11 protein-coding genes are annotated in these 13,185 nt (G+C 72.3%); 8 read left to right on the top strand and 3 right to left on the bottom strand.

The window, feature by feature from the left end; genetic code table 11:
• The first annotated feature begins 67 nt into the window (after positions 1–67).
• The 6 genes from BUE29_RS01990 (at position 68) to polA (ending at position 6,882) form a co-directional block, all read left to right on the top strand.
• On the top strand, positions 68–1,267 hold the full coding sequence (locus BUE29_RS01990; protein WP_073386818.1) for a branched-chain amino acid ABC transporter permease: 1,200 nt from the start codon (positions 68–70) through the stop codon (positions 1,265–1,267).
• The gene (locus BUE29_RS01985) at positions 1,264–2,193 is read left to right on the top strand and encodes an ABC transporter ATP-binding protein (RefSeq protein WP_073385244.1); all 930 of its coding nucleotides are present in this window, start codon (positions 1,264–1,266) and stop codon (positions 2,191–2,193) included. Before BUE29_RS01990 ends, BUE29_RS01985 begins: the two co-directional genes overlap by 4 nt.
• Entirely contained in the window at positions 2,180–2,902 is a 723-nt protein-coding gene (locus BUE29_RS01980; protein ID WP_073385242.1) for an ABC transporter ATP-binding protein, read from the top strand. Before BUE29_RS01985 ends, BUE29_RS01980 begins: the two co-directional genes overlap by 14 nt.
• A gap of 184 nt (positions 2,903–3,086) precedes the next feature.
• Positions 3,087–3,338 (top strand): hypothetical protein, encoded by a 252-nt coding sequence (locus BUE29_RS21755; RefSeq protein WP_073385240.1) that lies wholly within the window; start codon positions 3,087–3,089, stop codon positions 3,336–3,338.
• Between the two features lie 181 nt (positions 3,339–3,519).
• Positions 3,520–4,116, top strand: a complete 597-nt coding sequence (locus tag BUE29_RS01970; protein WP_084180609.1) for a GNAT family N-acetyltransferase — start codon at positions 3,520–3,522, stop codon at positions 4,114–4,116.
• 33 nt (positions 4,117–4,149) lie between these two features.
• Complete coding sequence (polA, locus tag BUE29_RS01965) at positions 4,150–6,882, top strand: DNA polymerase I (RefSeq protein WP_073385234.1); 2,733 nt, start codon at positions 4,150–4,152, stop codon at positions 6,880–6,882.
• An 85-nt stretch (positions 6,883–6,967) separates the two neighbouring features.
• Here polA and BUE29_RS01960 read toward each other — a convergent pair whose 3' ends face one another.
• Together BUE29_RS01960 and BUE29_RS01955 are read right to left on the bottom strand one after the other, a co-directional pair.
• Complete coding sequence (locus BUE29_RS01960; RefSeq protein ID WP_073385231.1) at positions 6,968–7,822, bottom strand: GNAT family N-acetyltransferase; 855 nt, start codon at positions 7,820–7,822, stop codon at positions 6,968–6,970.
• A gap of 14 nt (positions 7,823–7,836) precedes the next feature.
• Entirely contained in the window at positions 7,837–8,523 is a 687-nt protein-coding gene (locus BUE29_RS01955; protein ID WP_200799997.1) for a class I SAM-dependent methyltransferase, read from the bottom strand.
• Between the two features lie 18 nt (positions 8,524–8,541).
• On the opposite strand from BUE29_RS01955, the gene BUE29_RS01950 reads away from it, so the two are divergent.
• Positions 8,542–9,984 (top strand): hypothetical protein, encoded by a 1,443-nt coding sequence (locus BUE29_RS01950; protein ID WP_143167931.1) that lies wholly within the window; start codon positions 8,542–8,544, stop codon positions 9,982–9,984.
• Positions 9,985–9,994: 10 nt separating this feature from the next.
• Here the strand turns inward: BUE29_RS01950 and BUE29_RS01945 are convergent, their stop codons facing one another.
• Entirely contained in the window at positions 9,995–11,299 is a 1,305-nt protein-coding gene (locus BUE29_RS01945; RefSeq protein WP_073385225.1) for a polysaccharide biosynthesis protein, read from the bottom strand.
• Between the two features lie 94 nt (positions 11,300–11,393).
• On the opposite strand from BUE29_RS01945, the gene BUE29_RS01940 reads away from it, so the two are divergent.
• Positions 11,394–13,157, top strand: a complete 1,764-nt coding sequence (locus BUE29_RS01940) for an MmpA family trehalose lipid delivery protein (RefSeq protein ID WP_073385222.1) — start codon at positions 11,394–11,396, stop codon at positions 13,155–13,157.
• Positions 13,158–13,185 lie beyond the last annotated feature (28 nt).

Here is a 13,185-nt window from a genome sequence, read left to right as displayed (position 1 = left end):
TGCCCTGATCGCGGCACCCGTGGTGCTGCTGGGCATCGTCGCGATCGTCCTGATGAACACGAGCGAGATGGTCGCATGGTTCGCCGCCGGACTGCCCACCGAGTACAGCAGCGTCCGGCAACGTTCGACCCTGAAGTGGAACTCGCTCCCGCGTCCGCAGCAGTGGGCGTTCTGCCTCATCATCCTGGCCATCCTGATCGTGTTGCCGCTGCTCGAGTCGACGACCCCGCTGATCGGCTCGCTGTCGACCGAGCCCGGCACGGACTTCGGCATCGCTCTGTTCAACGCGTCCCGTTACGCGTTGATCGCGATCGGCTTGAACGTCGTCGTCGGGCAGGCAGGTCTGCTCGACCTCGGCTACGTCGGCTTCTTCGCCATCGGCGCCTACGTGTCCGCGTTGCTGACCAGTTCGGACTCCACCGTGCAGTACCTGACCAGCCCCACGTGGGGCTGGCTCGTCAGCGTGCCGATCGCCATGGGCATCACGATGATCTTCGGCTTGATCCTGGGTGGTCCGACACTGCGACTGCGAGGTGACTACCTCGCCATCGTCACGCTGGGCTTCGGCGAGATCGTCCGCCTCGTCGCGGACAACGTTCCGCCGTTGCGCGGCCAGAGCGGCTTCCAGAACATCGGCGGCCCGCCCGGGTCGGAGGGCAAGGATCCGGTGTTCCAGCAAACGACCGGCGGCACGGCGTTCTTCTACCTGACCGTGGCCTTCATCGTGGTCGTTCTCGTTCTCGTCGGGAATCTCGAGCGCAGTCGCGTCGGTCGTGCTTGGGTGGCGATCCGCGACGACGAGGACGCCGCCGAGATCATGGGCGTACCCACGTTCAAGTTCAAGCTGTGGGGCTTCGTGGTCGGCGCCGCGATCGGCGGCCTGTCGGGCACGCTCTACGCGGCGCAGATCGGCTTCGTGAACAACCAGAAGTTCGACCCGGTCACGTCCATTCTGTTCCTCGCCGCCGTCGTGCTCGGCGGGGCCGGGAACAAGGTGGGCGTCATCGTCGGCGGCGCGTTGGTGTCCTACATCCCGGACCGGTTCACCGGGATCGCCGACAAGCGACTGCTCATCTTCGGTATCGCCCTCATCGTCTTGATGATCTTCCGGCCGCAGGGTCTGTTGGGCGCGCGGCAGCGACTGCTCACCTACGGGCGCACTGCCTACCAGCGCATCACCGGCGGTCCACCGCCCACGGAGTCGGGTGGCGCGCTCTCGTCCGACGCCCAGGGTTCGGGCGCCTCGTCGATCGGCACCGTGTCATGACCGAGACCCCCAGGCACGCCAAGTCTGCCGAGTCCGATCCGACGGGCGAGGCGCTGCTTCCCGAGGACGTGCCGCTCGACGAGGTCAGCGACGAGCAGATCGTCGAGGCTGTCGCCGTCCACCGCGAGGCGGACGTCCCCATCGGCGAGACCCTGCTCGAGATGGATCACATCACGCTCAAGTTCGGGGGGCTCACTGCGCTGAACGATGTCAGCTTCGGCGTGCGGCGCGGCGAGATCCTCGGGCTCATCGGTCCCAACGGCGCGGGAAAGACGACCTGCTTCAACGTGATGACGGGCGTCTACCGTGCAACGAGCGGACAGGTCAGGTTCGACCAGCAGGAGATCCGCCGACAGAGCAAGAACAAGATCACGCAGATGGGCATTGCCCGGACGTTCCAGAACATCCGACTCTTCAACGAGATGACCGCGCTCGAGAACGTTGTCGTCGGCACCGACGCCCGGCACAAGACGAGCGTGCTCGGCGCCCTGGTGCGCATGCCGCGTCACTTCGCCGAGGAGCGGTCGGCCGTCGACCGTGCGATGGCACTGCTGCGCTTCGTGGGCATCGCCGACCGTGCGGCCGAGAAGGCGCGCAACCTGCCCTACGGTTACCAGCGCAGGCTCGAGATCGCCCGTGCGCTGGCTACCGAGCCGAAGTTGCTCTGCCTGGACGAGCCGGCCGCCGGCTTCAACCCGGCCGAGAAGGACGAACTGATCGAGCTGATCAAGCAGGTGCGCGACGAGGGCTACACCGTGCTGCTCATCGAGCACGACATGCGGCTCGTCATGAGCGTCTGCGATCGCATCGTGGTGCTGGAGTTCGGGAACAAGATCGCTGATGGCAGCCCGGAGGAGGTCCGCAACAACCCGGCGGTCGTCGCCGCCTACCTGGGTGAGGAGGAAGACACCGATGGCGCTGCTTGAGCTCACCGATGTCTCGGTGTCCTACGGACGGATCGAGGCGCTGCACAACATCAACGTCTCGGTCGACGAGGGGCGCATCGTGACGTTGATCGGCGCCAACGGCGCCGGCAAGACCACGACCATGCGCGCCATCTCCGGTCTGCGGCCGCTCTCGAACGGACGCATCACGTTCCAGGGCGAGGACATCTCGCGGTTGCGCGCCGACCTGCGAGTCGTCCGAGGGATCAGCCAAGCACCGGAGGGTCGGGGGGTGTTCCCCGGCATGACGGTGGCCGACAACCTCGACATGGGCGCCTACGCCCGCAAGGACCGCAAGAACCTGGGTGCCGAGTTCGACCACGTCTACGATCTGTTTCCCCGGCTCAAGGAGCGGCGGACGCAGACAGCGGGCACGATGTCCGGTGGCGAGCAGCAGATGCTGGCGATCGGCCGGGCGCTGATGGCCAAGCCGAAGCTGCTGCTGCTCGACGAGCCGTCGATGGGTCTGGCGCCGCTGATCGTCAAGCAGATCTTCGACATCCTGCGCCAGATCAATGCCGACGGCGTGACGATCCTCGTGGTGGAGCAGAACGCCTCCAAGGCGCTGGCGCTGGCCGATTGGGCTTACGTCCTGGAGACGGGCGCGGTAGCTCTCGACGGCAGCGGCAGCGATCTGCTCGTCGACGACCGAGTGCGCGCGCTTTACCTCGGCGGCGAGGTCGCGTCCTAGTCGACCCGGATAAAGCCGGACAAATACCGCCCCACCGCTTGTCCGTCCCACAGCCGGTTGCGAGGGTCGTCCGGTCAGGTCCGCACTCGACCGTCTAGGGGAGCACATGTCTCGAGCAGGAGCACGTATCGCCGTCGTCGCATCCGCGCTGACCGCGCTGACGCTGGGCGGTGGAGCGTTCGCCGTGGGAGCGGACGCGCTGCCGACCTCGTGCACGTTCACCGGCCAGAACGGTGGGAAGACCGCATCGGCCAGGTGTACGGGTGGCACGGGTCAGGTGCGGGTGTACGTGAAGTGCTACGACTCGCTGCGCGGCAGCTATGTCGGCGAATACGACGGGCCATGGGTCAAGGTCGGCGCGACGTCGCGCGTCACCTGCCCCCGTGAGGGCAATGTCCAGACGATTATCGAGGGCGGCGGTTTCGACGTTCGCTGACCTGAGCCGGATCGGCGGGAGGCTAGAGGACGCAGGCTGTCGCCGCCACCTCCGGGACAGCTAGCTGCCACCCCGGGGGCCGGCCTGTCCCGCATGCACACGTGGTTCTAAGGTGGCCCGTGGGCGTACCCGGACGCCCGCGGGGGAGGGGCCCGCAGCACCGCGCCGACAGGAGCACTGGATGTCACGAGCGAACGTGCGCGTCCGTCCGGCCACGCCCGAGGACATCGACGCCCTCGCCGAGCTGGTGCACACGGTCGACCCGCAGGGGGCCGGTCACGCCGCGCGGCAGGCCGGGACCAGCACCGAACGGCTGTGCAGCCGCTTCGCCGACCTGCTCGACCGCACCGAGCGGACGCTGCTCGTGGCGACGGACGAGAACGCCGCGGTCGTCGGGATGCTCGGGGCACGTGTCGACGAGGTCGGCACGGTCGAGCTCACGCCGGTCCTGCACGTGACCCACCTCCTGGTCGCGCCGCGCTGCCGCCGCCGCGGGATCGGGCGGGCCCTGCTCGCGGCGGCCGTGCACCTCGCCGACGACGCCGCGGTCGAGCACGTCCTGGCCACCTCGGCGGCCGGGTCGCGCGAGGGCAACCGCTATCTCGCCCGCATCGGGTTCGCACCGCTCGTCGTGCACCGCATAGCGTCCACGGCGGTGCTGCGCCGGTCGCTGGGGATGACCGACGTCGCCGGCCGCATGGCTGCGCTGCGCCGGGCCCGCATGGCCCGCCGCGACCGGGCCGGCTTCGGCCACCGGGCCGTGGGCCGCGGCGCCTGAGCCGTCGTCGTACCCGCGCCCTAGAGTGAAGGCGTGACAGCCTCGACCGCCACCTCGACGGGGGCGCAGACGGCCACGGTGCTGCTGCTCGACGGGCACTCGCTCGCCTACCGCGCGTTCTACGCGCTGCGCGAGGTCGAGATGTCGACCACGACCGGGCAGCCCACGAACGCGGTCTTCGGCTTCACGTCGATGCTCATCAACCTGATGCGCGACGAGCAGCCCACGCACGTCGCCGTCGCCTTCGACGTCAGCCGCAAGACGTTCCGGGCCGAGATGTACGCCGACTACAAGGCCGGGCGCAGCGAGACCCCCGACGACTTCCGCGGCCAGGTGACGCTCATCCGCGAGGTCCTCGACGCGCTGCGCATCCCCACCCTCATGGTCGACGGGTACGAGGCCGACGACGTCATCGCGACGTTGACGACCCAGGCCACGGCGCAGGGCGCCGACGTGCTCATCTGCACCGGCGACCGCGACGCCCTGCAGCTCGTCAACGACCACGTGACGGTGCTCTACCCGAAGCGTGGCGTCAGCGAGATGACCCGCTTCACCCCCGACGAGGTCCGGGCCAAGTACAACCTCGAGCCGGTGCAGTACCCGGACTTCGCCGCGCTGCGGGGCGATCCCAGCGACAACCTGCCCAACATCCCCAGCGTCGGCGAGAAGACCGCCGCGAAGTGGATCCGCGAGTACGGCTCGCTGAACGAGCTGATCGAGCAGGTCGACACGGTCAAGGGCAAGGTGGGCGACGCGCTGCGCGAGCACGTCGGCAGCGTCATGCTCAACCGTCGGCTCACCGAGCTCGTCCGCGACGTCGCGCTCGACGTCGATCTCGCCGGCGGCCTCGACCCGCTCGCGCGTCAGCAGTGGGACCGCGACGAGGTGCACAAGCTCTTCGACGACCTGCAGTTCCGGGTGCTGCGCGAGCGCCTGTTCGACAGCGTCGCGGCCGCCGCGCCCGAGGCCGACGAGGGGTTCGACGTCGCGTTCGTCCGCCTCGGCGTCGACGAGGTCGCCCCCTGGCTCGACGAGCACGCCCGTGACGGGCGCCGGGTGGGCGTCTCGTTCCGGGGCAGCTGGGGCCGGGGCATCGGCTCGCTCACCGGCATCGGCCTGGCCGCCGGCGACGGCGACGCCGCCTACGTCGACCCGGCGGCGCTCAGCCCGGGCGACGACCAGGCGCTCGGCGCGTGGCTCGCCGACGCGACGGTCCCCAAGGCCGTCCACGACGTCAAGGGGCCGCTCCTGGCCCTGCGGCAGCACGGGTGGCAGCTCGCGGGCGTCACGAGCGACACCCAGCTCGCGGCCTACCTGCTGCGTCCCGACACCCGCGCGTTCGATCTCGCCGACCTCGCGCTGCGCTACCTGCGGCGCGAGCTGCGCAGCAACGTCGAGAACGACTCCGGCCAGCTCACCCTCGACGGCGGCGTCGACGAGTCCGACGACGCCCTGGCCGAGGTCGAGACCGTCCGCGCCACCGCCGTCCGCGACCTCGCCGACGCGTTCGGCGACCAGCTCGCCGAGGCCGGTCGGGCCGCGAACCTGCTCGTCGACATGGAGCTCCCGCTCGCCCACGTCCTCGCCGACATGGAGGCGGTCGGCATCGCCGCCGACCCCGGCGCGCTCGTCGACCTGCAGCAGGAGCTCGGGGACGGCGTCAAGGACGTCGAGGCGCAGGCGCACGAGCTGGTGGGCCGCGAGTTCAACCTCGGCTCGCCCAAGCAGCTCCAAGAGATCCTCTTCGACCAGTTCCAGCTGCCCAAGACCAAGCGCAACAAGACCGGCTACACCACCGACGCCGACGCGCTGCAGGATCTCTACGTCAAGACCGAGCACCCCGTGCTGGCGCTGCTGCTCAAGCACCGCGAGGTCGCCCGGCTGAAGTCCGTCGTCGACGGGCTGATCCCGTTGATCGACGACCACGGCCGCATCCACACCACGTTCAACCAGACCATCGCGGCCACCGGCCGGCTCTCGTCCACCGACCCCAACCTGCAGAACATCCCGGTCCGCACGGCCGAGGGGCGCCGCATCCGCGAGACGTTCGTCGTCGGCGAGGGCTACGAGACGCTGATGACCGCCGACTACAGCCAGATCGAGATGCGCATCATGGCGCACCTGTCGCACGACGACGGTCTCATCGAGGCCTTCACGACGGGCGAGGACCTTCACACCTTCGTGGCGTCGCGAGCCTTCGACCTCCCGGTCGACCAGATCGACCCCGAGCTGCGGCGGCGGGTCAAGGCGATGAGCTACGGCCTGGCGTACGGCCTGTCCGCGTTCGGGCTGGCCCGGCAGCTCAAGATCGGCACCGACGAGGCCCGCGGTCAGATGGAGGCGTACTTCACCCGCTTCGGTGGGGTGCGCGACTACCTGCGTTCGGTCGTCGACGTCGCGCGGCAGGACGGCTACACCGAGACGATCATGGGACGCCGCCGCTACCTGACCAATCTCAACAGCACCAACCGCAACCTGCGCGAGATGGCCGAACGGGCCGCGCTGAACGCGCCCATCCAGGGCAGCGCCGCCGACATCATCAAGATCGCCATGCTGGGCGTGCACCGGGCCCTGGCCGAGGGTGACTTCGGCTCGCGCCTGCTGCTGCAGGTGCACGACGAGCTCGTCCTCGAGATCGCGCCGGGGGAGCGGGCGGCCGTCGAGGCACTCGTCCGGCGCGAGATGGCCGGGGCGATCGACCTCGGCGACGTCGCCATGGACGTCTCCGTCGGCGTCGGCCGCACCTGGCACGACGCCGCCCACTGACCCGCCTCCCCGGCACTTTTCTGTTGTCGTCCCGTTCTCCGGTGGGCCCGGCGAGCGCTGTTGCTGACGGCTTCCAGCGAGAAGCTCAGTAGGCGAAGGTCTGCCATTCGCGGTCGATCCGGAGGCCGACGCCCTCGTAGAGGCGCAGGGCGGTGGCGTTCTCGGCCTCCACGCCGAGGCCGAGCACCGTCGCGCCGGCCGTGCGGTAGTGGCGCAGGGCGGCCAGCAGCAGGGCGCGGCCCAGCCCGTGACCCCGGTCGGCGCGAGCCACGGCGAGCTGCGCCAGCCAGCCGGTGCCGTCGGCGAAGATCCGTCCCAGCGCGACGCCGACGAGCCGGTCACCCCGTGCGGCCACCAGGTGCAGGTCGGGCGACACCGGGTCGAGGAAGATCGAGCGCCACTCCGCCAACGGCCGCGTGACGTGGCCGGGAACGGCCGACCACTCGGCGGCGACGTAGATCAGCTCGTGCACGTCGTGCGGGTCGAGCGACGCGAACGGCGCCAGCGCGACCCCGGCCGGCCAGTGCGGCGCGGGGAGGGTCCAGTCGTCGCTCACCGGACGCAGCAGGTCGAATCCGGAGTGGGTGTGCCGCCAGCCGCGCGCGTCCAGTGCGGCGCGCAACCGCTCGTCGCGCGACAGCGCGTGCACCTCGGGCACCCCGATGCGCTCGGCGAAGTCCAGCGACACCGCTATGACCGCGTCGGAATCCGCAGCAGCGGGATCGACGAGCACCGTCCCGGTGGTGCTCCACCACCAGAGCGCGCCGACGAGCCGATCGCCGTCGACGACGAGCAGCCCGTGCTCGGACGCGACGCGGGCGAGCTCCTCGGCCGTCTCCGCCTCGTCGGACTCGGGCGCGCCGAACCAGTACGTGTCGACGCGGGCACGCAGCCGTGCCACGGCGGCGACGTCATCGGGCGAGAGGGCGCGGGTCCGCATCGGGCTCAGGACACCTAGTACGGATCCGAGCGGCGATAGCCGACGACGCGCCCCGCCCGCAGGACGACCTTGATCAGGACGTTGCGGACGAACCAGGGCAGTTCGGCGAGGATGCGCGCGCGATCCCGGCGGCCGGGTGCCGCGGCCTCGAACCGGGCGAGCGAGCCGACGCGACCGAGGTAGCGCAGCTCGCGGCCGGGCAGCACGTGCGCCAGGATCGCGGCGGTCACGCCGATCGAGGAGAACGAGTCGTGCACGAGCACCGGCGCGCCGGGCGGCACGTGCGCGACCCAGCGCAGGTCGTCGCGGGCCGTCCAGTAGTCGTGCTTGCCGTCGACGTAGACCATGGCCAGCGGCGTGTCCCAGGCGGGCCGCAGCACGGTGCTGCGCTGCGTGACCAGCTGGACGACGCCGTCGACGCCGGCGTCGGCGACATTGCGCTCGAACTTGGCGCGGGTGGCCGAACCACCGAACATCGCGCCGCCGATGAACGGGTCGATGGCGATGACGCGAGCCCCGGCTGCGGCGGCGGCGCGTCCCAGCACCACCGTCGAGCGGCCCTGATGGCTGCCGATCTCCACGATCGCGCTGCCGACCGGCAGCTGTCGGGCGGCATCCCACAGGGCGCGTGCCTGGCCGTGGGTCAGCCAACCGGGAACGGTCGCCGCCACCGCCCATGCGTCATCGAACTCGTCGTCCACATGGTGCAGGATGCCATCATGTCTCCTCGTCGCCGCGCACTGCTGCCGGCCGCGCTCCTCGCCGTCGTCACCGTCGCGTCCGCCTGCGCCTCGTCCACGACGGGGGTGTCCGCCCGGCAGAGCAGGGTCAGCTCCGGCGACACCGACGTGTCCTTCAGGACGTGCGGCAGCTCGTGCACCGGCACGCTCGACGGCGCGAAGTACGCCATCGTCCTGCCCGCCAGGTGGAACGGCACGCTGTTGCTGTACTCGCACGGCTACCGCTTCGCGCAGGCCGGCCCGCCGAGCTTCGAGACGCCGAGCACCGATGCGCAGGTCAGCTCCACCGACGAGGACGGCACCGGTCAGGACGCGCTGAGCAAGCAGCTGCTCGCCAAGGGGTACGCGCTCGCGGGCTCGGCGTACAAGTCCAACGGCTGGGCGGTGGCCGACGGCGTCGCCGCCGCCGAGGCGCTGCACGACAAGTTCACCAAGACCGTCGGCACACCGAACCGGACGTACGTGTGGGGCGACTCGCTCGGCGGCCTGATCTCCGAGATCGTCGCCGAACGCAACGCGTCGTGGGTCGACGGCGCGGCACCCATGTGCGGCGCGGTGGCCGGCCCCAACCTCAACCTCGACGTGGCGCTCGACGTCGCGTTCGCGATCAAGACCCTCGTCGACCCGAGTCTGAAGCTCACCGGTTACACCAGCGCGGACGAGGCCAACGCGCAGTGGCGCCACACCTCGGCCGTCCTGCAGAAGACGGCGGCCGACACCGCGGGCGGCGGCACGGCCAAGGTGCTCTACGTCGGTGCGCTCGTCGACGCCGCCACCAAGACCGCGACCTACGACGGTGCCGACATCGAGTCGCAGGTCAAGGCGACCGTCGAGTCGCTGCTCACCGCCCTCGCCTACGGCACCCTCGGTCGCTACGACATCGAGCAGCGGGTGAAGGGCAACCCGTCGGACAACAGCTCGACCGACTACGCCGCGCGCATCTCGGCGCGCGAGAAGTCCCTGCTCGAGACCGTCGGCGGCAAGCCCGACCAGTACTCGGCCACCCTGGCGAAGGCGCCCCGGGTGAGTGCCGACGCCGCGGCCCGCACCGCCTTCGAGAAGCTGGGCGACACCACCGGCAAGATCACGGTCCCGACCGTCACGATGCACACCGAGGCCGACCCGCTCGTGCTCGTGCAGAACGAGTCGGTGCTCGCGCAGCGGGCCCGCCAGCGCGGCGCGGCGGACCGCCTCGTCCAGCTGTACGTCGCCCCGCCGAAGACCTACTCCGAGCAGACCGGTGCCCCCTACGGCGCCGGGCACTGCAACTTCACCGACCAGCAGCGGGTCGGGCTCATCCAGACCGTCGACAACTGGGTGCGCAACGACGTGTACCCGACCCCCGCCGGCGCGGCCGCGTCGCTGGGGACCGGGGTCGACGGGGCGTTCTCGCCGGGGCCGTGGCCTGCGTCGGTCTCCTGATCCCGGCCGGTCAGCGGCTGGCGGCGTCCCTGGTGTCCGCGGTGTCGTCGTCCGCAGCGGTGTCGTCGTCCGCAGCGGTGTCGTCGCCCGCAGCGGTGTCGTCGGCCACGGCGGTGGCGAGCGCCGCCGGTTCGCGCAGCACCAGCCACAGCGAGACGACCGCGGCGACACCGACGACGCCGACGAGGGCGAGCACGAGCCGGCGCGGGGTGTCGACGCCGCCCACCCCGACCACCACGACGAGGTAACCGCCGAGCACGGCCCACAGCAGGGCGGCGCGGCGCCGGCTGCCGCGGGCGAGACCGGCCAGCACGGCGAGCTGCAGGATCGCGAGCAGGGCGCCCAGCAGGGTCCACAGCCAGACGACCGGGTCGAGCTCGTGGTAGCGGGCGCCGCCGATGGCGCCGACGACGAGCGGGCCGAGCAGGGCGGTCCCGGCGACGGCGAGCAACGCCGAGCCGAGCACGACCGCGGTCGCGCGGCGGCCGGCGGCGCGACGACTGTGCTGCTGGGCGAGCGAGGCGAACAGCAGCAGCAGCACCGACTGCGGGAGCCACAGCGCCGCCCGGGTGGCCACGGCGCCCACGGCGTAGACGCCGGCCTGCGCGGACGGCAGGGCATGCCGGGCGAGCAGGACGTCCATGCTCGTCAACAGCAGGAACAGCCCGTGCGCGTGTGCGGCGTGCGCGGCCTCCACGACGACCCCGCGGGCCGCTGCGCCGTCCTGCGGCGGGCGGGTCCGGGCACGGTCGAGCGCGATCCCGGCCGCCGCCGCCACGGTGCCGACGGCGATGCCGGCCAGGGTCGCGTCCGGGGTGCCGAACAGCAGCACCGCGACGACTCCACCCAACGAGCGTCCGCCGGTGCCGACCAGCAGCAGCAGCGCCAGCCGGCGGTACTGCCGGCGCCCCTGGGCCAGCCCCGAGGCCGCGCCGATCACGCCCAGCGGCAACGCCGTCGCCGCGACCATCACGACACCGACGACGTCGTGCAGGTGGAGGAACGCGGCGAGCGCCGGCGAGGCGAGCAGGATCGCGCCGGTGGCGGCGAGCCCGATGCGGACGGTGCCCGCGACGATGCCCGCCTCGCCGCCGTCCACGGCCACGCGACGGGCGGCGACGGTCTGCAGGGCCAGCATGGGGATCGTCGCGACGAGCAGCAGGCCGAGCAGCGAGGACAGCTCGCCGTACGCGGCCGCCGGCATCCGGTGCGCGGCGGCGAGGAGCAGCGCGTAGCTCAGGGCGTTGGCCGCGAGGAACGCCCCCGGCACCAGCGCTGCGGCCACCCGGGGACCGCGCACGCCCGCGAGCGTCATACCGCGACCTCCTGCTCCCGCTGCCGCGCCGACTGTACCGAGCACGGGCGACGGGGTGCGGCTGCCGTCACCGCGTCCTGGCTATCGTGCAGCCGTGACCGCGCCCGCGTCCGCGCACGTCCGCGGGGACCGCGCGACGGCCGGTCGGCGCGCCCGGCTGCTGGTCGGCGGGTGGGTGGTCGTCCTGACCGCCCTGCTCGTGTGGCCGATCACCGGTCGTGGCTACCTGCTGGCGCACGACATGGTGTTCACCCCGCGGCAACCGCTCGACGCGGCCGGCTTCGGCATCACCTCCGCCGCGCCCCGTGCAGTACCGCTGGACGCCCTGATCGCGATGGTCGAGCGGCTCGTTGACGGCGCGGTGGTCGGCCGGGTGGCGGTGACGCTGCCACTGCTCGCCGCCGGCCTCGGCTGTGCGGCGCTGCTGCGCCGGTGCTCGCTCGCGGGGCAGCTCGCCGCGGCGACGGCCGCGGTGTGGAACCCGTTCGTGGTGGAGCGCCTGGCGCTCGGCCAGTGGGCACTGCTGTGGTCCTACGCCGCGCTGCCGTGGCTGGTGCTCGGGATCGCGGCCGGTCGGGGCCGACGGGCGTGGGCGCTGTGCCCCGTCGCGCTGGCCGCCGCGGCCATCACGCCCACCGGGGCGCTGATCGGCGGTGCCGTCGCCGTCGTGGTCGCGGCGGTGCTGCGCCGGGGGACGCGTGACCTGCTCGCGAGCGCGCTGGCCGTCGTGGTGCAGCTGCCCTGGCTGCTGCCCGCGGTGACCTCGGCGTCGGCCGGGACGAGCGACCCCCGTGCCGTGGCGGCGTTCGCCCCGCGCGCCGAGCACGCCGGCGGCACGGTGCTCAGTCTGCTCGGCGGCGGCGGGATCTGGAACGCCGACGTGGTGCCGGCGAGCCGCGGTGGACTGCACGCGTTCGCGTGGCTCGTCGTCCTCGCCGTGGCGGCGGTGGCCGGCGTGCCGCGACTGCGCGCCCTGCTGGGGTGCCGGGTCACGGCCGGTCTGCTCGCGACGGCGGGTGCGGGCCTGCTGCTGGCCGCCGTGCCGGCGCTGCCCGGCGGCGGCGCGCTGCTGCGCTCGGTCGTCGACGCCGTCCCCGGGGCGGGTCTGCTGCGCGACACGCAGAAGTGGCTCGTGCCCTTCGTGCTGGCCTCGGCCCTGGTGGTCGGGGCCGCCGTCGACCGGGCCGCGGGGGCGGTACGCGGCCGCGGCGCCGCGCCGTGGTCCGCCCTCGTGACGGTGGCCGCCGCGCTGCTGCCACTGCTCGTCCTGCCGGACGCGGCGGCGACGTTGCGCGTCCCGCTCCGGCCGGTGCGTTACCCGGCCGACTGGGCCGCCGTGAGTCGTGTCGTGGCCGGCAGCAGCGGCGACGTCGCCGTGCTGCCGCTCTCGGCCTACCGCAGCTTCCCGTGGGCGCCGGGGCGCAGTGTCCTCGACCCCGCCCCGCGGTTGCTGCCGTCGGCGACGGTCGTCGACGACCGGCTCGCGGTGGGGCGGACCGTGCTGCGCGGGGAGAACCCGCGGGTGCGGCAGGTGGCGGCGGCGCTGCGGGCGGGGCCCGGTCTCGCCCGCTCGCTGGCCGCGGCCGGGATCGCCTGGGTGGTCGTGGAGCACCGGACCCCGGCCGGGGTGCCGGTGGCGTTGACCGGGTTGACGCGGGTGCGGGCCGGGAGCGACGTCTCGCTGTACCGGGTGCCCGGCCCCGTCGCGGCCGTTCGGCGTTCCCCGGCGGTGACGGTCGTCGTGCTCGCCGCCGACGTCCTGGCCGCGCTCGCGGTGCTGGGTGCGGCCGCGACCGTGGCCCGGCCACGGCGCGGACACCGCCGACACCGCACGCCGGAGCGACATCCGGCGGGCTGATCTGTTGTAATGGACGTTCGAAGACGAC

The sequence above is a fragment of the Jatrophihabitans endophyticus genome (assembly GCF_900129455.1).
In the GTDB taxonomy this organism is placed as follows: Bacteria; Actinomycetota; Actinomycetes; order Mycobacteriales; family Jatrophihabitantaceae; genus Jatrophihabitans; species Jatrophihabitans endophyticus.
The sequence above is the reverse complement of the archived record's forward strand: the minus strand, read 5'-3'. Positions and strand labels throughout refer to the sequence as shown.